General features: G+C 72.1%; 21 protein-coding genes, 1 tRNA gene and 1 riboswitch. Of the genes, 16 read left to right on the forward strand and 6 right to left on the reverse strand.

Features of this window, described 5'->3' with window-relative positions:
* Window positions 1-83: 83 nt before the first annotated feature.
* The 5 genes from ABZ471_RS17380 to ABZ471_RS17400 all read left to right on the forward strand — a co-directional run bounded on the left by ABZ471_RS17380 (window position 84) and on the right by ABZ471_RS17400 (window position 4,178).
* On the forward strand, window positions 84-1,511 hold the full coding sequence (locus tag ABZ471_RS17380; protein WP_359067311.1) for an MFS transporter: 1,428 nt from the start codon (window positions 84-86) through the stop codon (window positions 1,509-1,511).
* Window positions 1,512-1,556: 45 nt separating this feature from the next.
* Window positions 1,557-1,630, forward strand: a tRNA-Pro gene (locus ABZ471_RS17385).
* 391 nt (window positions 1,631-2,021) lie between these two features.
* On the forward strand, window positions 2,022-2,450 hold the full coding sequence (locus ABZ471_RS17390; protein ID WP_359067313.1) for a VOC family protein: 429 nt from the start codon (window positions 2,022-2,024) through the stop codon (window positions 2,448-2,450).
* A 62-nt stretch (window positions 2,451-2,512) separates the two neighbouring features.
* Window positions 2,513-3,145, forward strand: a complete 633-nt coding sequence (locus ABZ471_RS17395; RefSeq protein ID WP_359067315.1) for a DUF1345 domain-containing protein — start codon at window positions 2,513-2,515, stop codon at window positions 3,143-3,145.
* A gap of 100 nt (window positions 3,146-3,245) precedes the next feature.
* Complete coding sequence (locus ABZ471_RS17400; protein ID WP_359067317.1) at window positions 3,246-4,178, forward strand: Dyp-type peroxidase; 933 nt, start codon at window positions 3,246-3,248, stop codon at window positions 4,176-4,178.
* Between the two features lie 25 nt (window positions 4,179-4,203).
* Here ABZ471_RS17400 and ABZ471_RS17405 read toward each other — a convergent pair whose 3' ends face one another.
* The 6 genes from ABZ471_RS17405 to ABZ471_RS17430 all read right to left on the reverse strand — a co-directional run bounded on the left by ABZ471_RS17405 (window position 4,204) and on the right by ABZ471_RS17430 (window position 9,838).
* Complete coding sequence (locus ABZ471_RS17405; protein WP_359067319.1) at window positions 4,204-4,890, reverse strand: GntR family transcriptional regulator; 687 nt, start codon at window positions 4,888-4,890, stop codon at window positions 4,204-4,206.
* 29 nt (window positions 4,891-4,919) lie between these two features.
* Window positions 4,920-5,921 carry a proline racemase family protein gene (locus tag ABZ471_RS17410; RefSeq protein ID WP_359067321.1) on the reverse strand — a complete coding sequence of 334 codons (1,002 nt, stop codon included), beginning with the start codon at window positions 5,919-5,921 and terminating at the stop codon, window positions 4,920-4,922.
* A 58-nt stretch (window positions 5,922-5,979) separates the two neighbouring features.
* Window positions 5,980-6,876: a dihydrodipicolinate synthase family protein gene (locus tag ABZ471_RS17415; protein ID WP_359067323.1), complete on the reverse strand. Its 897-nt coding sequence runs from the start codon at window positions 6,874-6,876 to the stop codon at window positions 5,980-5,982.
* Between the two features lie 94 nt (window positions 6,877-6,970).
* Complete coding sequence (locus tag ABZ471_RS17420) at window positions 6,971-8,368, reverse strand: NAD(P)/FAD-dependent oxidoreductase (RefSeq protein WP_359067325.1); 1,398 nt, start codon at window positions 8,366-8,368, stop codon at window positions 6,971-6,973.
* Window positions 8,361-8,663, reverse strand: a complete 303-nt coding sequence (locus tag ABZ471_RS17425) for a (2Fe-2S)-binding protein (RefSeq protein ID WP_359067327.1) — start codon at window positions 8,661-8,663, stop codon at window positions 8,361-8,363. Before ABZ471_RS17425 ends, ABZ471_RS17420 begins: the two co-directional genes overlap by 8 nt.
* Entirely contained in the window at window positions 8,660-9,838 is a 1,179-nt protein-coding gene (locus ABZ471_RS17430; protein ID WP_359067329.1) for an FAD-binding oxidoreductase, read from the reverse strand. Before ABZ471_RS17430 ends, ABZ471_RS17425 begins: the two co-directional genes overlap by 4 nt.
* A gap of 162 nt (window positions 9,839-10,000) precedes the next feature.
* Between ABZ471_RS17430 and ABZ471_RS17435 the strand changes: the two genes are divergently transcribed.
* The 11 genes from ABZ471_RS17435 (at window position 10,001) to ABZ471_RS17485 (ending at window position 21,408) form a co-directional block, all read left to right on the forward strand.
* Window positions 10,001-10,123, forward strand: a complete 123-nt coding sequence (locus ABZ471_RS17435; RefSeq protein ID WP_359067331.1) for a putative leader peptide — start codon at window positions 10,001-10,003, stop codon at window positions 10,121-10,123.
* Between the two features lie 120 nt (window positions 10,124-10,243).
* Window positions 10,244-11,131, forward strand: a complete 888-nt coding sequence (locus ABZ471_RS17440; protein WP_359067334.1) for a glutathione S-transferase C-terminal domain-containing protein — start codon at window positions 10,244-10,246, stop codon at window positions 11,129-11,131.
* Between the two features lie 78 nt (window positions 11,132-11,209).
* Window positions 11,210-11,320: riboswitch (SAM riboswitch) on the forward strand.
* Window positions 11,321-11,661: 341 nt separating this feature from the next.
* Complete coding sequence (locus ABZ471_RS17445) at window positions 11,662-12,642, forward strand: amino acid ABC transporter permease (RefSeq protein WP_359067336.1); 981 nt, start codon at window positions 11,662-11,664, stop codon at window positions 12,640-12,642.
* Window positions 12,639-13,475, forward strand: a complete 837-nt coding sequence (locus tag ABZ471_RS17450) for an amino acid ABC transporter ATP-binding protein (protein ID WP_359067338.1) — start codon at window positions 12,639-12,641, stop codon at window positions 13,473-13,475. Before ABZ471_RS17445 ends, ABZ471_RS17450 begins: the two co-directional genes overlap by 4 nt.
* 68 nt (window positions 13,476-13,543) lie before the next feature.
* The gene (locus tag ABZ471_RS17455) at window positions 13,544-14,569 is read left to right on the forward strand and encodes a transporter substrate-binding domain-containing protein (RefSeq protein ID WP_359067340.1); all 1,026 of its coding nucleotides are present in this window, start codon (window positions 13,544-13,546) and stop codon (window positions 14,567-14,569) included.
* A 58-nt stretch (window positions 14,570-14,627) separates the two neighbouring features.
* Window positions 14,628-15,437: a GNAT family N-acetyltransferase gene (locus ABZ471_RS17460; RefSeq protein ID WP_359067342.1), complete on the forward strand. Its 810-nt coding sequence runs from the start codon at window positions 14,628-14,630 to the stop codon at window positions 15,435-15,437.
* A gap of 68 nt (window positions 15,438-15,505) precedes the next feature.
* On the forward strand, window positions 15,506-15,616 hold the full coding sequence (locus tag ABZ471_RS17465; RefSeq protein ID WP_359067344.1) for a putative leader peptide: 111 nt from the start codon (window positions 15,506-15,508) through the stop codon (window positions 15,614-15,616).
* Window positions 15,617-15,756: 140 nt separating this feature from the next.
* Window positions 15,757-16,965: an LLM class flavin-dependent oxidoreductase gene (locus tag ABZ471_RS17470; protein ID WP_359067346.1), complete on the forward strand. Its 1,209-nt coding sequence runs from the start codon at window positions 15,757-15,759 to the stop codon at window positions 16,963-16,965.
* A gap of 19 nt (window positions 16,966-16,984) precedes the next feature.
* Window positions 16,985-18,361 carry an NtaA/DmoA family FMN-dependent monooxygenase gene (locus ABZ471_RS17475; protein ID WP_359067348.1) on the forward strand — a complete coding sequence of 459 codons (1,377 nt, stop codon included), beginning with the start codon at window positions 16,985-16,987 and terminating at the stop codon, window positions 18,359-18,361.
* On the forward strand, window positions 18,358-19,449 hold the full coding sequence (locus ABZ471_RS17480; RefSeq protein ID WP_359067350.1) for an LLM class flavin-dependent oxidoreductase: 1,092 nt from the start codon (window positions 18,358-18,360) through the stop codon (window positions 19,447-19,449). The genes ABZ471_RS17475 and ABZ471_RS17480 overlap by 4 nt, the downstream gene beginning before the upstream one ends.
* 177 nt (window positions 19,450-19,626) lie before the next feature.
* A complete protein-coding gene (locus ABZ471_RS17485) occupies window positions 19,627-21,408 on the forward strand; it encodes a LuxR C-terminal-related transcriptional regulator (RefSeq protein ID WP_359067353.1) in 1,782 nt (593 codons plus the stop codon).
* Window positions 21,409-21,416: the final 8 nt, after the last annotated feature.

Raw genomic sequence — 21,416 nt, forward strand, 5'->3', positions numbered from 1 at the left:
GCGTCCAGCGCTCCACATCCCGCCCTTCACGTCCCACCCCTTCACGTCCCACCCTCCGCGTTCCGATTCCGGAGAGGCTCTTCATGCCCCGCACCTCCACCCGCCTCACCTTCGCGGTCCTCGCGACCGGTGCCGGCGTGTTCTCCATGCTGCAGTCGCTGATCGCGCCGGCCCTGCCGACCGTCCAGCACGCGCTGCACACCTCGCAGTCCACCGCGACCTGGGTGATGACGGCGTACCTGCTGTCCGCCTCGGTGTTCACCCCGATCCTCGGCCGCGTCGGCGACCTCGTCGGCAAGAAACGCACCCTCGTCGCGGTTCTCGTGGCCGTCCTGGCCGGCTGTCTCGTCGCCGCGCTCGCCCCGTCCATCGGCGTGCTGATCGTCGCCCGCGTCGTCCAGGGCGTCGGCGGCGCCCTCTTCCCGCTCTCCTTCGGCATCATCCGGGACGAGCTCGCCCCGTCCGAGGTGAGCGGCTCCATCAGCAACCTGTCCGCCGTGATCGCCGCGGGCGGCGGTGTCGGCATGGTGGCGGCCGGACCCATCGTCGCCGCCCTCGACTACCGCTGGCTGTTCTGGATCCCGGTGGCCATCGTCGCCGTGACCGTCCTGATCGCCCTGCGCTACGTCCCCGAGTCGCCCAACCGCGCCCAGGGCAAGGTCAGCTGGCTCGGTGCCGTCCTCCTCTCCGCCTGGCTGGTGGCCCTGCTGCTGCCGCTGAGCCAGGCCGGTCAGTGGGGTTGGGGCTCGGCGAAGGTACTCGGCCTGTTCGCCGCCGCCGCAGTGCTGTTCGCGCTGTGGCTGGCCACCGAGGCCCGCTCCCGCAGCCCCCTCATCGACCTGCGCGTGATGCGTCTGCCCGCCGTGTGGACGACCAACGCGGCCGCCCTGCTGTTCGGCGCGGGCATGTACGCGATCTGGTCCTTCCTGCCCGGCTTCGTCCAGACGCCGTCCGCGGCCGGCTACGGCTTCGGCGCGAGCGTCACCGCGTCCGGCCTGCTCATGCTGCCGATGCTGCTCGCGATGTTCGTCTCGGGCGTCCTGTCCGGGCGGCTCGAACCGCGCGTCGGTGCCAAGGCGTTGCTCACGACGGGCGCCGCGCTCGGCGCCCTTGCCTGCGGCTTCCTGACCCTCTGGCACGACGCGCAGTGGCAGATCGCCGTCGTCGCGGGCCTGTTCGGTCTGGGCATCGGACTCGCCTTCGCCTCCATGGCCAACCTGATCGTGGGCAGCGTCCCGCCCGAGCAGACGGGCGCGGCCACCGGCATGAACGCCAACGTCCGTACGATCGGCGGCTCCATCGGCGCCGCGCTCACCAGTGTCCTGGTCACCGGCCGCCTGCAGCCCTCCGGTCTGCCCTACGCCTCCGGCTACACCCACGGCTGGGCCCTGCTCGCCCTCCTCTGCCTGGCCGCGGCCGGCGCCGCCCTCCTCGTCCCGGTCCGCCGCACGAGCCGTTCGGCGGGCTCCGTTCCGGCGGAGGCGACACGGGAACCCGTGCGCGTGCGGTAGGGTTGACCTGCGTGATCACGCGGAATGCCCCGCGTGAGACCGCACCGGGACGTGGCGCAGCTTGGTAGCGCACTTGACTGGGGGTCAAGGGGTCGCAGGTTCAAATCCTGTCGTCCCGACTGGTGAAGTCACAGGTCGGAGGCCGTGTCGGAGTGATCCGGCACGGCCTCTTGATCATTCTTGGTGTGCCTGATGGGCTGTCGGCCGTAGCGGATCGCGTTCGTGGCGAGTTCGCTCTTTGGCCCGATCAGCTGCCGGGTCCTCCGGGAACGGCGTTGCCCCGGCCCGTGGTGATCACTAAAATCGGTCGGGTGACTGCCGGGTCGGCCTTGGGCCATGCACGAGTGAGGGTCCCGGCCTCGGCGTGAGCCCGGTGGGGGTCCCCCCGCTCGAGCGAAGCCGAGAGTGGGGGAGGGCAAGAGGCCCGCCCTCTTCTCCGCGTCTTTCCTCCCGGCGCCCCGTAGCGGCGCCCCGTCCCAGCGGATCCCAAGACCCGGAGACACCTCACTCATGTCCTATGACCAGCAGTACCCGCACGAATCCGAGCCGCCGACGGCCGCCGTCCACCTGAACCACACCGCCGTCTACGCCAGCGACCGGCACCTGTCCGCCGAGTTCGTCGCCGCGATCCTGGGCCTGAAGGTCGGCGCCCCGTTCGGGCCCTTCCTGCCCGTCGACCTCGGCAACGGCGTGACGCTCGACTACTACGAGAAGCGCGACGAGCCGATCCAGTCGCAGCACTACGCCTTCCTCGTGCCCGACGAGCAGTTCGACGCCATGATCGCCCGGCTGGAGGCGGTCGGGGTCACCTACTACGCCGACCCCGGCCACACCGAACCCGGCCGGATCAATCGTCTGTTCGGCGGTCGAGGCGCCTACTTCGACGACCCGGACGGCCACAACATGGAGATCATGACCCGGCCCTACGTCCGCCCCTAGGGCCCGTCCGGCGGCGCGTTCCGGCGGGACGGGAGACGGTGACGGAACTACCCTGGTGGCGCATGAGCACCTGGTTGCCGCTGGACGCCGTGCCCCGTCTGGCCGGAGCGGTCGCCCTCGGAGCCGTGGTCGGCACGAGCGTCGGGCTGACGACCCGGCCGCCGCTGGGAGCGCTGGCCGGGATCGCCGCGACGCAACTGGCCTTCGTGCTGGCGGGCTGGCTCGTGCTGTGGCCCATGGACGCCGCGGCCACCCACCGCAACGTGCGGCGTGAGGACCTGCGGCCCCTCCTCGAGGAACTGGTGGTCGTGGCGGTCGCTGCCTGCGGACTGCTCGCCATCGTGCTGCTGCTCCTGATCGGCAGGTCCGACACGGGCCACATCGGCGCCGCGACCGCCCTGTTCGGGGTGTTCATGGCCTGGGCCGCCCTGCACCTGATGTACGCCACCCGCTACGCCTACGTCTACTACGCCTCCGGGGGCGGCATCGACTTCAATTCCGACCAGCCGCCGGCGTACCGCGACTTCTTCTACTTCAGCTACAACCTCGGTATGACCTACCAGGTCTCCGACACGAACGTGTCCAGTACGGCCCTCCGCTCGATCGTGCTGCGGCACACCCTGCTGTCGTACGTCTTCGGCACCGGCATCCTCGCCACCGCCATCAGCCTCGTCGCGCAGTTCGTCAGCGGCTGACGTCCTCGCGCGGTTTCGCTCCGGACACAGCAGGATGGGCACAGGGACGGACGGTCCCCCGCGTGGCGGAGGTTGCCGCATCTCATGAGGAGGCCGGGTCGTGCCCCAGTCGCAGGCCGTGATCGTCGAACCCGCCCGAGCCACCGTGTTCCTCGTGGTCACCGTCGCTCCCGGTGGCGAGGAGACCGTCCGCGACCTGCTGGAGGACTTCTCCGGGCTGTGCCGCTCGGTCGCCTTCCGCGCACCCGACGACCGGCTCACCTGTGTCGTCGGCATCGGCTCCGCGGCCTGGGACCGTCTCTTCGGCGGACCGCGCCCGCGGGCCCTGCACCCGTTCGTGGAACTGAACGGTGAACGCCACCGGGCCCCGGCCACCCCGGGAGACCTCCTCTTCCATGTGCGGGCCCGCCGCATGGACCTGTGCTTCGAACTGGCCCGGCTGGTCACGCGGCGGCTGGGCGGCGCGGCCACGGTGGCGGACGAGGTGCATGCCTTCCAGTACTTCGACGAGCGCGACCTGCTCGGGTTCGTCGACGGCAGCGAGAACCCCGGGGAACGACGCGCGGACGACGCGGTGTTCATCGGGGACGAGGACCCCGGCTTCCGCGGGGGCAGCTATGTGGTGGTGCAGAAGTACCTGCACGACCTGACGGCCTGGGACGCCCTGCCGACGGAGGAACAGGAGAAGGTCATCGGGCGGACGAAGCTCGCCAACGTCGAACTTCCTGACGACGTCAAACCCGCCGACTCCCACGTGGCGCTCAACACCGTCACCGACGAGGACGGCGACGAGCGCAAGATCGTACGCGAGAACATGCCGTTCGGCACCCTGGGAGCGGGCGAGTTCGGCACGTACTTCATCGGCTACGCGCGCACGCCGGACGTCACCGAACACATGCTGAGGAACATGTTCCTCGGCGACGGGAAGGCCCCGCACGACCGCATCCTCGACTACTCGACCGCCGTCACCGGGTGCCTGTTCCACGTGCCGACGACGACCTTCCTCGACGACCTTCCCGACCCTCCCGGCTGAGCTCCGCAGCCGTCGGGACGCCTGGTCAGTCCCGGGCCGCCCAGAGACCGCGCACATGTCCCAGATGCCGGGTCATGATCTCCTGCACCGCCTTCTCGTCGCGCTCCAGCAGCGCGTCCAGGAGGTCCAGATGCTCCTCGGCCGAGGCCAGCAGACGGCCCGCCTCGACCAGGGCGGTCAGTCCGTAGAGGCGAGAGCGCTTGCGCAGGTCCGCGACCACCTCCACCAGGTGCGCGTTGCCGGCCAGCGCGAGCAGGCCCAGATGGAAGCGGGTGTCGGCCTCGACGTAGGCGATCAGGTCGCCGGCCACCGCCGCGGTGACGATCTCCCGGGCCGCCGGCCGCAGCGCCTCCAGGGAGACCCGGTCCGCCGTGCGGGCCAGGTCCGTCACCGTGGGGATCTCGATGAGCGCACGGATGTTGGTGTACTCGTCCAGTTGCCGGTCGGAGACGGCGGTGACCCTGAAGCCCTTGTTGGGCACGGTGTCGACCAGGCCCTCCTTGGCCAGGTCCAGCATCGCCTCCCGCACCGGCGTCGCCGAGACGCCGAAGCGGGCCGCGAGCGACGGCGCCGAGTAGACCTCGCCCGGCAGCAGCTCGCCCGCGATCAGCGCGGCCCGCAGCGCGTCGGCGACCCGCTCGCGGTAGCTGCTCCGCCGTCCGCCGAGCCGGGGGAGCGCGGGTGCGTTCGCCTGCTGCGGTTTCTGTGCCATGTCACGCATCATCGAAGTCTAATCGGAGTCTAGAGGACGAAGCCCTCGGGGAACGGATCGGTCGGATCGAGCAGGTACTGGGCCGTGCCGGTGATCCAGGCGCGGCCGGTGAAGCTCGGCAGGACGGCGGGGATTCCGGCGACCTCGGTCGTGCCCAGCAGCCGCCCGGTGAACCGCGTACCGATGAAGGACTCGTTCACGAACTCGGTGTGCAAGGGGAGTTCGCCCCGCGCGTGCAGTTGCGCCATGCGCGCGCTCGTACCCGTCCCGCAGGGCGAGCGGTCGAACCAGCCGGGGTGGATGGCCATCGCGTGCCGGGAGTGGCGTGCGGTGGCGCCGGGCGCGTACAGGTGGACGTGGTGGCACCCGCGGATGGACGGGTCCTCCGGGTGGACCGGCTCCTCCTCGGCGTTGATCGCCTCCATCAGCGACAGCCCGGCGGCGAGGATGTCGTCCTTGCGGGCACGGTCGAAGGGCAGGCCGAACTCGTCCAGCGGCAGGATGGCGTAGAAGTTGCCGCCGTAGGCGAGGTCGTACGTCACCGTCCGCCCGTCGGCGAGCACCGCCGTGCGGTCCAGTCCGGCACTGAAGGAGGGCACATTGTGCAACGTGACGTTCGTGGCGGCACCGTCCTCGACCGCGACCTCGGCGACCACGACCCCCGCCGGCGTGTCCAGGCGGACGGTGGTCACCGGTTCCACGACCTCCACCATGCCGGTCTCGACGAGCACGGTCGCCACGCCGATCGTGCCGTGCCCGCACATCGGCAGATAGCCCGAGACCTCGATGTAGATCACCCCCCAGTCGCAGTCGGGGCGGCTGGGCGGCTGGAGGACCGCGCCGCTCATCGCGGAGTGCCCGCGCGGCTCGTTCATCAGCAACTGCTTGACGTGGTCGCGGTGTTCACGGAAGTACAGCCGCCGCTCGTTCATCGTCGCACCGGGTACGGTGCCGATCCCGCCGGTGATCACCCGGGTCGGCATGCCCTCGGTGTGCGAGTCGACGGCGTGCAGGACGAGCTTGCTGCGCATCTGCGGTCCCCTTTCCGTGGTCCGTTGCTCGGTGGTCCGTTGCGCGGTCCGGCGTCCGTTACGCGAGGCCCGCGGCCACGGCCTTCTCGGTGGCCGCGCGGACCGCGGCCTCCTGCTCGGGCAGCAGCGGGACGCGCGGCGGGCGCACGGGGCCGCCGTACCGGCCGACCACGTCCATGGACAGCTTGATGGCCTGCACGAACTCCGTCTTCGAGTCCCAGCGCAGCAGCGGGTGCAGCTGCTGGTACAGGGGAAGCGCGGTGGTGAGGTCCCCGGCCACGGCGGCACGGTACAACTCGGCCGAGGCCCGGGGGAGCGCGTTGGGGTAGCCGGCCACCCAGCCCTTGGCGCCGGCCACGGCCAGCTCCAGCAGGACGTCGTCGGCGCCGATCAGCAGGTCCAGCTCCGGGGCGAGTTCGGCGATCCGGTAGGCGCGGCGCACATCGCCGGAGAACTCCTTGACACCGTGGATGTGGCCCTCGCCGTGCAGCCGGGCGAGGAGTTCGGGTACGAGGTCCACCTTGGTGTCGACCGGGTTGTTGTACGCCACCACCGGCACGCCCGCCCTGGCGACCTCCGCGAAGTGGGCGAGCACGGACCGTTCGTCGGCGCGGTAGGCGTTGGGCGGCAGCAGCATCAGGGCTTTGCACCCCGCCTCGCCCGCCTGTTCGGCCCAGCGCCGGGCCTCCGCCGAGCCGTACGCGGCGACGCCCGGCATGACGCGCGCGCCGCCGATCGCGGCCACGGCCGTCTCCACCACCCGGGCACGCTCCTCGGGCGTGAGTACCTGGTACTCGCCGAGGGAGCCGTTGGGTACGACGCCGTCGCAGCCGTTCGCCACCAGCCAGGCGCAGTGCTCGGCATAGCGGTCGTGGTCGACGGAGAGGTCGTCGCGCAGGGGGAGTGCGGTGGCGACGAGGACACCGTGCCAGGGGCGGTTCTCCGGGAGGGTCATGAGCGGTCCCCAATCCAATAGCGTGTGACATGTTACTGAGCAGCCAGAGGTGTGGTGCGCGCCTTCGGCACGGGTCAGCCGGGCTCCTGGCCGGTCATTCGGGCTTCTGTTCGGGCAGTGCCGCGAGCACTCCGAGCGGCACCGGCCGGGCGAACGGCCGACGCCCGGGGGTGAAGGGGCATCCGGCCAGCCCGGCCACCGCGGGCCCGCACATCCGGCCCTGGCACCAGCCCATCCCGGCCCGGGTGAGCAGCTTCACGGTGCGCAGGTCCCCGGCCCCGAGCGTGTCGACGGCCGTACGGACCTGGCCGGCGCTCACCTCCTCGCAGCGGCACACCACCGTGTCGTCCGTGATCCGGCCGGCCCAGTCGGCCGGCGGGGTGTACACCGCGTCGAGTACCGCGTAGAACTCCCGCAGTCGGGTGCGGGTCCGGGCGGCCGCGGCCCATCTGCGCGGGTCGGGTGCGGTGCCGTGCAGCCGGGCGGCGACCGAGCGGCCGGCGATGTGCCCCTCGGCGAGCGCGAGAGCCGCACCGCCGATGCCGGTGGTCTCGCCGGCCGCCCAGACGCCCGGCACATCGGTGCGCTGCTCGCCGTCGACCCGGACGTCCGTCCCCGAGAGGGTGCAGCCGAGGGTCTCGGCGAGGTCGGTGTGCGGCAGCATGCCGTGCCCCACAGCGAGGGTGTCGCAGGGGATGCGGCGGGCGCCGGCGGGCCTGGGCCGCCCGTTCCGGTCGAGCGCGACGACGGTGACCGCCTCCAACCGGTCGGAGCCGTGTGCCTCCACGACGGTGTGCCGGGGCAGGGTGCGGACGCCCCGGCGCAGCAACAGGCCCGCGTACCAGGCGCCTTCGGCCAGCTTCCCGGGGTGCGCGGCGAGCGCCGGCGCGTGTCGCAGCAGGGCCCCGGACCCGGCGGACTCGACCAGCGCGGCCACCTGGGCGCCCGCCGCCGCGAGTCCGGTGGCCACGGGCAGCAGCAGGGGTCCGGTGCCGGCGACGACGGCCCTGCGGCCCGGCAGCACCAGGCCGCCCTTGAGCATGGCCTGGGCGCCGCCCGCGGTGACGACACCGGGGAGTGTCCAGCCAGGGAAGGGCAGCACCCGCTCGTAGCCGCCCGTGGCGAGCAGCACGGCGTCGGCGCGGACGGTGACGCCCTCCTCCTGCAGAGGGCCGTGCAGCGCGTGCACCGCGAACGACCCCGAGCCGGCGTCCACGCACCAGACATGGTGATCCGTCAGATGCGTGATCCGTCCGGCGGTGACGTGCCGGTCGAGCCCGTCCCGTAGCCGTACCCAGGCGCGCCACTGGTGGTGCAGGGTCTGGGGGCGGCGGGCGCCGAGGGCGGCGGCGGGCTGCCGGTAGAACTGCCCGCCCGCCTGCTCGGCCGCGTCGAGGAGGGTCACGCGCACGCCGCGCGCGGCCGCCGCCAGCGCCCCGGCGAGTCCCGCCGGACCCGCCCCGACGACGGCGAGATGCGGTCGCTCAGTCATCGTCCCGGCCCGTCCCCTCCTGTGTGCGGATCACATCGCCCGGCCGTACGGGGACCAGGCAGGCCCGCTGGTTCGGGCGTCCGTTGACGGTCACCAGGCAGTCGAAGCACACCCCGATCCCGCAGAACACCCCGCGCGGGCGGCCGGCCTCGCGCGTACTGCGCCAGGAGGTCACCCCGGCCGCCCACAGCGCGGCCGCGACGGTCTGGCCGGGCAGCGCCCCGACGGGCCGTCCGTCGAAGGTGACGGTGAACGCGGCACCCGGCCGGGCTCCGGCCAACTCCAGTGGATTCATGGGGTGTTGCCTCCGATCGCTTCGGGCCCCGCAGGCGTTTCGAACCGCTCCGGGCGAAAGGGCGCGAGATCCAGGTCCGCGGCCCTGCCGGTCAGTGCCTGGGCGATCAACTGCCCGGTGCCGGTGGCCAGTCCGATGCCCGCTCCCTCGTGGCCGCAGGCGTGATACAGCCCGGGCACCCGGGGATCGGGGCCGATCGCCGGGAGGTGGTCCGGCAGATACGGCCGGAAACCCGCGTACGTCCGCAGCGCGCGCACCCGCTCCAGGAAGGGGAACAGCCCGATCGCCCCGGCCGCCAGCGCCCGGACCGCCGGCAGCGACAACGAGCGGTCGAAGCCGACCCGTTCACGGGTCGCCCCGATCAGGACCGGCCCGGCGGCCGTGCCCTCGACCACCGGCGAGGTTCTGAGCGCGGCCGAGTCGCTCGCCACGTCGGCCACGTAGTCCGCGGCGTACACCTTGTGCCGGACCATGCACGGCAACGGCTCGGTGACCAGGACGAAGCCGCGCCGGGGGAGGACCGGGAGGCGTACGCCCGCCAGTGCGGCGAGGTCACCGCCCCAGGTGCCGGCCGCGTTCACCACCGCCGGCGCGTGGATGTCCCCCTGGCCGGTGCGGACGCCGAGCACCGCGCCGTGGGGCGTGCGCAGCACCCCGGTCACGGCCCGGCCCGTGTGCAGACGGGCGCCGGAGACGCGGACCAGATGGGCGGCGGCCAGCGCGGGCATGACCTGCGCGTCCTGCGGATAGCGGACACCGCCCGCCATGCCGGGGGCCAAGTGCGGTTCCAGCTCGCCGAGTTCGTCCGGGCCGACGGGTTCGGCCGTGACGCCGGCGGTGCGCTGGCCGGCGACGAACTCCGTCAGTGCGTCCAGTGCACGGGAGGTCGACGCGACCACCACACCGCCCTTGGACTCGTACTCGACCGACGGCCCCAGGTCCTCGGCCAGCTCCGCCCACAGGCGGGCCGACAGCAGGGCGAGTTCCAGCTCGGGGCCCGGCTCCTTGTCGGAGACCAGCAGGTTGCCCTCGCCGGCGCCGGTGGTGCCGCCGGCCACCGGGCCACGGTCCACCACCCTCACGTCGAGGCCGGCGCGGGCGGCGTACAGGGCACAGGCCGCGCCCGCCATGCCGGCTCCGACGACCACGACATCGCAGGTCAGTAGCTTCGCCACGGCAGTACTATGTCACATATCGCTGATTTTGAGGAGACCCCCGAACCCGCTCGTCGCCCGTCTGTCGCCCGCCCGGAGTCCCAGGCGTGGACACCCTCTTGACGTCGCACGACGCCGGATCGACACTCCAGGGAGGGAATCCTAGTGAACGGGTAGGGAAACATGGTGCGCCTCAGGACGGTCGTCGGCCGAGCGGGCCGTACGCCGCTGCGTGCACCTCTGCTCACCTCACGCCTTCACATCGACCTGCTCCGCGTCTGCAGCGCGATCAGCCCTCGGGGCTGAGTCCGGCCTTCCGGGCCCGGCCGGGCCGCCCTTGCGCCGAGCCGAGCACGTCCCGCACCCACCGACCGACGACCCATCTGCCGCGCGTACGTCCGTGCGCGCCCGCACCAGGGGAGACGCATGTCCACCACTCCGCTCGCCGCCGTCCCGTCCGCCCACCGCACCGCGCCCGCCTTCCGGGGCCGGATCGGCCGGGACGCGCGCAGCGGCCACTACGCCGTGCCGCACCGCTACCGGCTGCATCTGTCCACGGCCTGTCCCGACGGGCTGCGCCTCGCCGTCGGGTACAGCCTCCTGGGCCTCGACGGCAGCTGTCCGGTCACCTTCCTGCCCGCCCTCCCGGACGGTCCCGGTGACGGCCACTCGGCCCTGCGTCCGCTGTACGAGGCGAGCGCGCACCACTACACCGGGCCGGCCCTCGCGCCGGTGCTCAGCGACGACTGGTCCGGACGCATCGTCAGCACCCATGCCCCCGACATCCTGCGGGACCTGGACCGCTTCCCGAAGGACGGCCGTGCCTCCCTGTATCCGTGCGGGACGGAGAGTCAGATCGAGGCCGTCGAACGACTCTGTGCCGAGGGCATCGAGGAGGCCGCGCAGCGCGCCGGACGGGCCGGCGCCGACCCCGCCGAGCGGACGGCGGCCCTCGACGTGCTGCTGGACACGCTGGGCAGGCTGGAGCGGTACCTGCAGGGCGAGCGGTACCTCCTCGACGACAGGCTCACCGCCGCCGACATCGAGTTGTGGGTGACCCTGGTGCAGCTGGACACCGTGCACCGCTGCCACCTCGACGCCTCCGCCGTGCACCGCATCGCCGGCCACCCGTCGCTGTGGGCCCACGCCCGCCGGCTGGCCGCCCACCCCGCCTTCGGTGCCCACCTCGACCTCGACGGCATCGCCCGACGCCACCACGGCCGCTGCCAGGGCCTGGAGGCCGCCGGAGCCGCGGTCCAGATCCTGGACTGGACGAGCCACGCCGCGGACGCCACGGACACTTCGCGCAGGTGAGAGCGGGCCGAGCAAGGTCCAACCCTCGGACACTCGTTGACAATCGAACGGCCGGCTGACTTACTTACCGATCAGAACGGTCATGAGCGTCAGCGCCAAGCCCTGGCTCGCTGACCGGCAACCCTCCCCTCACGGTGGGGTGCCCCAGGTGACGACCGGACCGGACGACGTTTTCGGTAAGCGCGAGGGCCCCGCGGGGCCGGAACAGTGACAGGTGACGCCATGTACGCAGCTCCCAGGACGGCCGCCCGCCGCCCTCAGGGCTGCGTACGCTCGTCCGCGAACCTGCTGGTCGCCAACCGCGCCGTCGATCTGCTCCGCGTGAACAGCGCACTGTGTACCGCACCGGGCCGCGCCCGCTGTCGGGGCTGACACCTCCCCGCAGCCCCGCACTCCCTGACGAACACCGCCCGCGCGGTGTGCCGTTGCCCTCCCCGCCCCCGGTGCCCCCGCACACCCGTGCGCTGAGCATGCCGCCGTAGCGCACGGCTGCCGTGGCCCTGGGGTGTCCGACTCCGCCGGAGCCCACCATGAGTGAACCCCCAGGCACCGCAGTGTCCCTCGCCGAGGCACCGCCCGCCGACGCCCCGTCAAAAACCCTCGCTGCGCAGCGAGTTCTGCCGCTCAGGCGACCCGGACGCTGGATCGCCACCGCCGTCGTCCTGGTCCTCGTGGCCCAGTTCGTCCACGGCCTGACGACCAACCCCTTCTACCAGTGGGACCGCTTCGGGTACTGGTTCCTGCGGCCGACGATCCTCGACGGCCTGTTCATCACCCTCGAAGTGACCGCGTACAGCGCGGTGCTGGGCCTGCTCGGCGGCGTCCTCCTCGCGCTGGCCCGGCTCTCGAGGTCCCCGGTCCTGCGTGCGGTCAGCTGGACCTACGTGTGGGCGCTGCGCTCCGTCCCGCTGATCGTGGTGCTGCTCTTCCTCTACAACTTCAGTGCCCTGTACAAGACGTTGAGCGTCGGCGTCCCCTTCGGGCCGGCCTTCTTCTCCTTCGACGAGTCGAAACTCGCCACCGACATGGTCATCGCCGTCATCGGCCTCAGCCTCAACGAGGCGGCCTACGCGGCCGAGGTCGTCCGGGGCGGCATCCTCTCCGTCGACCAGGGCCAGCACGAGGCGGCGGCCGCCCTCGGCCTGCCGAAGAGCTACCAGTTCACGAAGATCGTCTTCCCGCAGGCGCTGCGCTCGATCACCCCGAACTACGTCAACCAGCTGATCGGCCTGGTCAAGAGCACGTCGCTGGTCTTCTACGTCTCGCTCCTCGACCTGTTCGGCACCGCGCAGACCATGGGCGCCACCTACCCCGGCGACATCGTGCCGCTGCTGCTGGTCGTCACCGTCTGGTACCTGATCCTGACGAGCGTCGTCTCCGTCATCCAGTTCTACGTCGAGCGGTACTACGCCCGGGGCGCAAGCCGCAACCTGCCGCCGACGCCGTTGCAGCAGCTCCGTACAGGTCTCACCGACCTGCGAGCCCGCATCCGCAGGGAGGCCGCCGTATGACCGCGAAGACACTCGAGCCGTCGGCGGACGTCGAGGCCGCCACCGTCGAGGTGCACGACGTGCACAAGTGGTACGGCACCCACCGGGTGCTGAACGGCATCGACCTGACCGTGCGTCCGGGCGAGGTGACCGTCGTCCTGGGCCCGTCCGGCTCCGGTAAGTCCACGCTGCTGCGGGTCATCAACCACCTGGAGAAGCCGGAGATCGGCTACGTCAGCGTCAACGGCGAACTGATCGGCGTGAAGCGGCAGGGCGACCGAAGGGAGGCGGAAGTCCCCCCGGCCGAGGGCAGGGGGAGGCTGAAGGAGCTGAGCGAGCGCGCCATCCTGGCCCAGCGCAGCCGGATCGGGTTCGTCTTCCAGAACTTCAACCTGTTCCCGCACCTGACGGTCCTGGACAACGTGGCCGCCGCCCCGGCCGCCATCGGCAAGCTCGGCAAGCCCGAGGCGCAGGAACTCGCCCGCGCACTCCTCGGCCGGGTCGGCCTCGCCGACAAGTCGGACGCCTACCCGCGGCAGCTGTCCGGCGGCCAGCAGCAGCGCGTCGCCATCGCCCGCGCCCTCGCTCTGCGCCCCGGCGTCATCCTCTTCGACGAACCCACCTCCGCCCTCGACCCCGAACTCGTCGGTGAGGTCCTCGCCGTCATCAAGGACCTGGCGTCCACCGGCACCACCCTCGTCATCGTCACCCACGAGATCGGCTTCGCCCGCGAGATCGCCGACCGGGTCGTCTTCATCGACGGCGGAAGGATCGTCGAACAGGGCCCGCCCTCCGAGGTCCTCGACAAGCCTCGGCACGAGCGGACCAGGGACTTCCTCAGCAAGGTCCTGTGACCCACCGCTCCCCACGACCTCCCCCCACGCCACCGCTCTCATCACCCTCTCAGCGACAAGGAACGGCCATGTCTACCCACTTTCCCCGACGCAGCCTGATACGCGGCATCACCGCGGCGACCGCCGTCGCCACCCTCGCCACCGGGCTCGCCGCCTGCGGTGGTGACAGCGACGCCGCCACCAGGACCGACGATGCCGCCTCCGGGAGCGTGAGCGTCGGGCAGCTGTCCAACGGCGCGGCCGAGGAGACCGCCCTCAAGGTGTCCGAGGTGAAGGCGATCAGCGCCGAACTGCCCGACTCCGTGAAGAAGAGCGGCAAGCTGGTCATCGGCATCGGCGCCCTGCCGTCCGGGTCCGCGCCCCTGGTCTACGTGGGCAGCGACCAGAAGTCCATCACCGGATCCGAGCCCGACTTCGGCCGCCTCGTCGCCGCCGTCCTCGGCCTGAAGCCGGAGATCAAGAACTTCACCTGGGAGAACCTCTTCGTCGGGCTCGACGGCGGCAAGGTGAACGTGGCCTTCTCGAACGTCACCGACACCGAGGAGCGCAAGAAGAACTACGAGTTCGCCTCGTACCGGCAGGACAACCTCGCCTTCGAGGTGGCGAAGTCCAGCAAGTGGAACTTCGACGGCACCTACGAGAACCTCGCCGGCAAGACCGTCGAGGTCGGCTCGGGCACCAACCAGGAGCGCATCCTCCTGGAGTGGCAGAAGAAGCTGCAGAGCGCGGGCAAGAAGCTCACCATCAAGCACTTCCCGGACAGCAACGGCACCTACCTGGCGCTCAACAGCGGCAAGATCGACGCCCACTTCGGCCCCAACCCGACCATCGCCTACCACATCACCCAGACGGCGAAGACGCCCAACGCCACCCGCAACGCCGGCACGTACTCAGGCGCCGGCTCGAGCCTGCAGGGCCTGATCGCCGCCACCGCGAAGAAGGACAGCGGTCTCGCCAAGCCGCTCGCCGACGCCATCAACTACCTGATCAAGAACGGGCAGTACGCGAAGTGGCTGGCCGCCTGGAACCTCTCCAACGAGGCCGTCGCCAAGTCCGAGGTCAACCCGCCCGGGCTGCCGCTGACCGACTCCTGATCAGTCGTCACACCGGCAGTGAGCCATGCAAGGTGAGTGAAGAGAGGACCCCGCCTCCGTGACCCGCCGGACCGACCTCCACGGAGGCGGAGCCCTGTCCCTGCCCGCTGCCTCCGTCCTGGACAACGCCGTCTGGGCCGCCCTCGACGGCCCCCACGCGCACCTGGCCGAGCGGTTCGGGCGCGCGGCCCGCTACCGGCCCGGCGTCTACGCCTACGCGGCCCTCGCCGACCCGGCCGACCCGGCCGCCTGGGCCGACCTGCACGCACTCGTCGGGCCGGGGACGACAGTACGGATCAAGCCCGTTGACCAGGTGCCCGACGGGTGGGAGGTCATCGGCGGTGGGGAGGGTATCCAGCTCGTCGGCACGGCGCTGCGGGCCGAGCCCGCCCCGGAGGCGGTACGGCTAGGACCCGCCGACGTGCCGGAGATCCTCGACCTGGTCGCCCGTACCAGGCCCGGCCCGTTCCTGAAGCGGACCGTCGAGATGGGCACCTACCTCGGCATCCGGCACGAGGGCCGGCTGATCGCGCTGGCCGGGGAGAGGCTGCGGCCGCCCGGCTGGACGGAGATCAGCGCCGTGTGCACCGACCCGGAACACCGCGGCAGGGGGCTCGCCACCCGGCTGGTCCGCGCGGTCGCCGCGCGCATCAGGGAGCGCGGGGACACCCCGTTCCTGCACGCCGCGGCGGACAACACGCCGGCGATCCGGCTCTACGAGTCGATCGGCTTCACCCCGCGCCGACGCTCGCGCATCCTGCGGCTCCGCAGCCCCGGAACACAGCTTTGCAGCCCGGGAACACAGCTTTGCAGCCCGGTCACACAGCTCCGCGGTCCGGGAACATCCGGCGCCACCCGGGCGTTCTGACTCATGACGAGATCCGCCAGGCGGACGCCGACCCGGCCCGCCGCGCCCGACGGACGGAGGTGTGGGCCGTGACCCGTGTACTCCCGCTGCGCGTCCCGCAGCCGTACCGCTCCGTCCGCCTGCACTCCCGTCCGCACATAGACCTCCAGCGCGTGGCCGGCGCACTCTGTCGCCGCTGACTTCTCCCCGGACTCGAGGCTTCCTGTCGTAGCAGGGCCCGGGTTTCCCCCTGCCGCGCTCGCCCGTCGCCGAAACCCCGTCGTCGCGAGCCGGTGTTCTCGTACGCACATCCAGTACGGACATCCAGGAAGGCACCCACGTGTCGTCAACTCCCTCCCCTTCCCTGCACCTTGCCGTCGCCCTGGACGGCACCGGCTGGCACCCGGCCTCCTGGCGCGAGCCGGTGGCCCGGCCCCGGGACCTGCTCACCGCCGGCTACTGGGCCGACCTGGTCGCCGAGGCCGAGCGCGGCCTGCTCGACTTCGTGACCATCGAGGACGGCCTCGGCCCGCAGTCCTCCCGCTTCCTCGAACCGGACGACCGTACCGACCAGGTCCGCGGCCGCCTGGACGCCGTGCTCATCGCCTCCCGCGTCGCCCCGCTGACCCGGCACATAGGAGTGGTGCCGACGGTGGTGGCCACCCACACCGAGCCGTTCCACATCTCCAAGGCGATCGCCACCCTCGACTACGTGAGCGCCGGCCGTGCCGGACTGCGCGTGCAGATCACCGCCCGGCCGAACGAGGCCGCCCACTTCGGCCGCCGCACGATCCCCCTGATCGACGCCTACGACAGCCCCTCAGCCCAGGAGCTGGTCACCGAGCTGTTCGTCGAGGCGGCCGACCACGTGGAGGCTGTACGCCGGCTCTGGGACAGCTGGGAGGACGATGCGGAGATCCGGGACGCGGCCACGGGCCGCTTCGTCGACCGGGACAAGCTGCACTACATCGACTTCGAGGGCCGCCACTTCAACGTCAAGGGCCCCTCGATCACGCCCCGTCCGCCCCAGGGACAGCCGGTAGTCACCGCACTGGCCCACGACACCGTGCCCTACCGGCTCGTCGCCCGCCAGGCCGACATCGGCTACGTCACCCCGCACGACACCGATCAGGCCCGCGCGATCGTCGCCGAGATACGCGCCGAACAGGCCGCGGCCGGCCGCGCCGACCAGACCCTGCACGTCTTCGGCGACCTCGTCGTCCTCCTCGACGACGACCCGGCCGAGGCCGCGGCCCGCCGCGAACGCCTCGACGCCCTCGCGGGGGAGCCGTACACCAGCGACGCCCGGATCTTCGCCGGCACGCCCGCGCAACTCGCCGACCTGCTGGAGGAGTTCAGGGAGAGCGGCCTCACCGGTTTCCGGCTGCGACCCGCCGTACTCGGCCACGATCTGCCCCGGATCACCCGGCAACTCGTGCCCGAACTGCAGCGCCGGGGCCTGTTCCGGCACGCCTACGAGTCCGGCACCCTGCGCGGCCTGCTCGGTCTCGCCCGCCCCGCCAACCGCTACGCCACAGCCGACGCCTGAGCTGGAGGAACGCACGATCATGAGCAAGCCGCTGAAGCAGATCCACCTGGCCGCCCACTTCCCCGGCGTCAACAACACCACCGTGTGGAGCGACCCGGCCGCCGGCAGCCACATCGAGTTCAGCTCCTTCGCGCACTTCGCCCGCACCGCCGAACGCGCCAAGTTCGACTTCCTGTTCCTCGCCGAGGGGCTGCGGCTGCGCGAACAGGGCGGGAAAATATACGACCTGGACGTCGTCGGCCGCCCCGACACCTTCACCGTGCTGGCTGCGCTGGCCGCGGTCACCGACCGGCTGGGCCTGACCGGCACCATCAACTCCACCTTCAACGAGCCCTACGAGGTGGCCCGCCAGTTCGCCAGCCTCGACCACCTCTCCGGCGGCCGCTCCGCCTGGAACGTGGTCACCTCCTGGGACGCCTTCACCGGCGAGAACTTCCGCCGCGGTGGCTTCCTGCCGCAGGAGGAGCGCTACTCCCGGGCCAAGGAGTTCCTCGCCACGGCGCACGAACTGTTCGACTCCTGGCGCGGCGACGAGATCCTCGCCGACCAGGCCACCGGCACCTTCCTCGGCGACGCCAAGGCCGGCGCCTTCGTGCACCAGGGGCAGCACTTCGACATCCACGGCCGCTTCAACGTCCCGCGCTCCCCGCAGGGCCGTCCGGTGATCTTCCAGGCCGGCGACTCCGAGGAGGGCCGCGAGTTCGCCGCGTCGAGCGCGGACGCGATCTTCAGCCGGTACTCCACCCTGAAGGAGGGCCAGGCCTTCTACACGGACGTCAAGGCACGCCTCGCCCAGTACGGCCGCCGGCCCGACCAGCTGCTCATCCTGCCCGCCGCGACCTTCGTCCTCGGCGACACCGACGAGGAGGCCGCCGAACTCGCCCGCGAGGTGCGCCGGCAGCAGGTCAGCGGGGCCACCGCCCTCAAGCACCTGGAGTTCGTCTGGAACCGCGACCTGTCGGCGTACGACCCGGAGGGCCCGCTGCCCGACGTCGACCCGCTGGTCGGCGAGGAGCACATCTCCCGCGGGCGCGCCCAGGTGCGGATGTACCGCGACCCGATCGCCATCGCCCGCGAGTGGCGGGAGCTGGCCGCCGCCAACGGCTGGTCCATCCGCGACCTGGTCATCAACACCGGCAACCGGCAGACCTTCGTCGGCTCCCCGGCCACCGTCGCCCGGACCATCAACGAGTTCGTGCAGGCCGACGCCTCCGACGGGTTCATCCTCGTCCCGCACATCACCCCCGGCGGCCTCGACGGCTTCGCCGACAAGGTCGTCCCGCTGCTCCAGCAACAGGGCGTCTTCCGCACCGAGTACGAGGGCACCACCCTGCGCGACCACCTGGGCCTCGCCCATCCCGACGCCGGCTCCCCGGCCGAGCGGGCCGCCTCGTGAAGTTCCTCGCCATCACCCTGATCGTGCACCGACCGGACCCGGTCACCGGCATACAGAAGCCGACGCACGACCGTTTCCGCGGGGTCCTCGACAACGCGTTACTGGCGGAGGAACTGGGCTTCGACGGATTCGGCGTGGGGGAGCGGCACGAGCGGCCGTTCATCTCCTCCTCGCCCACGGTGCTGCTCAGCCACATCGCCGCGCTCACCCGGCGCATCCGGCTCTTCACCGCCGTCACCACGCTGAGCCTGCTCGACCCGGTCCGCGCCTACGAGGACTACGCGACGCTGGACCATCTCTCGGGCGGGCGGCTGGACCTGATCATCGGCAAGGGCAATGGCGCCGCCCAGCGTGAGCTGTTCCACGTCACGCCCGAGGACCAGTGGGACCGCAACGCCGAGAGCTACGAGGTGTTCCGGCGGATCTGGCGGCAGGACAGGGTCACCGCCGACACCCGCTTCCGTCCGCCGCTGACGGACGCCGAGGTGTGGCCGCGGCCGTACCAGCAGCCCGTCCGGGTCTGGCACGGCAGCGCGACCAGCAAGGAGAGCGTGGACCTCGCCGCCCGCTACGGCGACCCGCTGTTCTCGGCCAACGTCACCAACCCGATCGAGCCGTACGCCGAACTGGTCCGCCACTATCGGGAGCGCTGGGAGCACTACGGCCACGACCCCGCGGACATCGCGGTCGGTGCGGGCTCGGCGGGCCTGTACGTGGCCCGCACCTCGCAGGAGGCGCTGGACGTCTACCGGCCGGTCTTCGAGAGCAACCTGGCGTTCCAGAAGAAGGCAGGGCTGCCCGTCGTCTTCGAGACGCTGGAGGACTTCGTGGAGCGCAGCTCGGCGCTGATCGGCAGCCCTCAGCAGGTCATCGACAAGGTCCACCGCTACCACGACCGACTCGGACACACGGTGCTGCACGTGCACGCGGAGGCGGGCGGACTGACCGACACCCGGCACCGGGAGTCGCTGGAGCGGTTCCAGGGCGAGGTCGCGCCCGTGCTGCGCCGCGAGATCCCGGACCCGCCGTTCGACTGGGGCCCGGTACCCGCCGAGCCCTCCTCGCCCAGAACCGCCGGCTGCCATTGACACCACGGCATGGCCGAGGGACGTCTCCCTCCCCCGAAGGTGACGTCCCCCGACCGCTCCCCCGGTGCCGGACAGTGGCCTGGATCGCCAGACTGGCGCCTGCGGGCGCCTGACGCCTGAGTCGGGAGCTACTCAAGTCGCCCTGTATCAAACCTGAGTAGGCGGACTCCAGTTTGTGTGACGACTTACGAGCAGGAAGCCAACACCCTGGAACTGCCCTGGCCGTTCACCGGACGGGAGGACGAACTGGAGGCGGCGCGCAGGTCGCTCGCGGCCGGGCGGCCCGGCATCGCGGTGACCGGACCGGCGGGCTGCGGCAAGACCCGGCTGATCACGGAGGCGGTCCGGGGCACGGACTGCGCCCGGGTGACCGGGACGCCCGAGACCCGCGGACTGCGCTTCGCCGCCTTCGCACACCTGCTGCCCGACACCGTCTCGCTGCACCACGCGGTCCACCTCCTGTCCGGCGTACGGCTCCTCGTCGTGGAGGACGCCCAGCTGCTCGACCCGGCCTCCGCCGCCCTCGTCCACCAGCTCGCCGCGCACGGACGCACCCGACTGGCCGTGACCGCCACGGACGGCGCACCTGCGACGCCGGGAGCGGTGTCCCGGCTGTGGACGGGGGAGCTGCTGCCCCGCCTGGCGCTGGAGCCGCTGCCCCGCGAGGACACCGCTCAACTGCTCGCCGTGGCCCGTCTGGAGCCGCTCACCGCGGACCGGCTGCACCGGACGTGCCGGGGCGATCTGCGGCTGCTGCGGGACCTGCTGGGGGCGCTGCGCCGGACCGGCGCCCTGACCCGTGTCCCGGGCGGCGACGAATGGGCGTGGCGCGGCCCGGTCCCGGTCACCGCGACCGTCCGCGACCGCCTGGTCCCCGTCCTGGAACGGCCGGGACCCGGCGAACGCGAGACACTCGACCGCCTCGCCTTCGCCGAGCCCCTGCCGCTCGACCTGGGCGACCTCGACCTGGACGTCCTCGAACAGCTGGAGGCCGACGGCCTGATCCACGTCGACGACCGCGGTTCCGTCACCCTGGACCACCCCCTGCACGGCCCGGCGCTGCGCGCCACCGCCGGCCGGTTGCGGGCCCGCCGGCTGGCCCGCACACCGGACCGGTGCGGACCGGCCCTGGAGGCCGAACAGGCAGCCCTGGAGCACGGGCTGGAGCAGCAGGACGTGCGGGCCGTGCCCACCCCGGTCGGGGACTGGCTGCTGTCCGAGGGGCTGCCCGTCCCCGCCGGGTACGCGGCCGTACGCGCCCGGTACGCCCGGCTGCGCGGAGACCTGCGCGAGGCGGCGGCATGGGCACGCGAGGGCCTGCGTGCGGCACCGGACGACGCACACTGCACAGATGAACTCGGCTTAGCCGAAGGCCAGTTGGGTGAGACGACGGGAGCGGGCCGGTGGGCCGCGGCGGCCCGTGGCGACCTCCCGGGCGCCCTGGCCGCGATCACCGGGGACGACGTGTTCGCGCGCTACGACGCCGTACGCCTCGGTGCGCCCGACCGGGCCGCCGGACTGCTGCCGGCCGACGGTGTGTTCGCCCGGCACGCCGAGGCGCTCGCCCGGGGCGACGGGCCCGCCCTGGACCGGGTCGCCGAGGCGCTGGAGGGGCGCGGCTTCGTGCTGTTCGCGGCCGAGGCACACGCCCAGGCCGTACGCGCCCACCGCGACCCGCGCGCCGCCCGCCTCTCCCGGACCCGCGCGGTCGCGCTGGCCCGCCGCTGCCAGGGCGCCCGCACTCCCGCCCTTTCCGGGCTGGTCCTCGGCGAACTCACCGCTCGGCAACGGCAGATCGTCACCCTCGCGGCCGCGGGCCTGAGCAACCGGCAGATCGCCGAGCGCCTGACACTGTCCGTGCGGACCGTCGGCAACCATCTGTACAGCGCCTACACCCGGCTGGGTGCGAGCGACCGTGGTGCTCTGCCGTGGCTGAGCGACCTGGCCGAGCCGGCGTAGCCGGTCAC

It is taken from the genome of Streptomyces sp. NPDC005728 (assembly GCF_040630895.1).
GTDB lineage: Bacteria > Actinomycetota > Actinomycetes > Streptomycetales > Streptomycetaceae > Streptomyces.

Coding starts and splice junctions, on each gene's coding strand:
- ABZ471_RS17380 (WP_359067311.1), top strand. CDS start 84: ATGCCCCGCACCTCCACCCGCCTCACCTTCGCGGTCCTCGCGACCGGT.
- ABZ471_RS17390 (WP_359067313.1), top strand. CDS start 2,022: ATGTCCTATGACCAGCAGTACCCGCACGAATCCGAGCCGCCGACGGCC.
- ABZ471_RS17395 (WP_359067315.1), top strand. CDS start 2,513: ATGAGCACCTGGTTGCCGCTGGACGCCGTGCCCCGTCTGGCCGGAGCG.
- ABZ471_RS17405 (WP_359067319.1), bottom strand. CDS start 4,890: ATGGCACAGAAACCGCAGCAGGCGAACGCACCCGCGCTCCCCCGGCTC.
- ABZ471_RS17410 (WP_359067321.1), bottom strand. CDS start 5,921: ATGCGCAGCAAGCTCGTCCTGCACGCCGTCGACTCGCACACCGAGGGC.
- ABZ471_RS17415 (WP_359067323.1), bottom strand. CDS start 6,876: ATGACCCTCCCGGAGAACCGCCCCTGGCACGGTGTCCTCGTCGCCACC.
- ABZ471_RS17420 (WP_359067325.1), bottom strand. CDS start 8,368: ATGACTGAGCGACCGCATCTCGCCGTCGTCGGGGCGGGTCCGGCGGGA.
- ABZ471_RS17425 (WP_359067327.1), bottom strand. CDS start 8,663: ATGAATCCACTGGAGTTGGCCGGAGCCCGGCCGGGTGCCGCGTTCACC.
- ABZ471_RS17435 (WP_359067331.1), top strand. CDS start 10,001: ATGGTGCGCCTCAGGACGGTCGTCGGCCGAGCGGGCCGTACGCCGCTG.
- ABZ471_RS17440 (WP_359067334.1), top strand. CDS start 10,244: ATGTCCACCACTCCGCTCGCCGCCGTCCCGTCCGCCCACCGCACCGCG.
- ABZ471_RS17445 (WP_359067336.1), top strand. CDS start 11,662: ATGAGTGAACCCCCAGGCACCGCAGTGTCCCTCGCCGAGGCACCGCCC.
- ABZ471_RS17450 (WP_359067338.1), top strand. CDS start 12,639: ATGACCGCGAAGACACTCGAGCCGTCGGCGGACGTCGAGGCCGCCACC.
- ABZ471_RS17455 (WP_359067340.1), top strand. CDS start 13,544: ATGTCTACCCACTTTCCCCGACGCAGCCTGATACGCGGCATCACCGCG.
- ABZ471_RS17475 (WP_359067348.1), top strand. CDS start 16,985: ATGAGCAAGCCGCTGAAGCAGATCCACCTGGCCGCCCACTTCCCCGGC.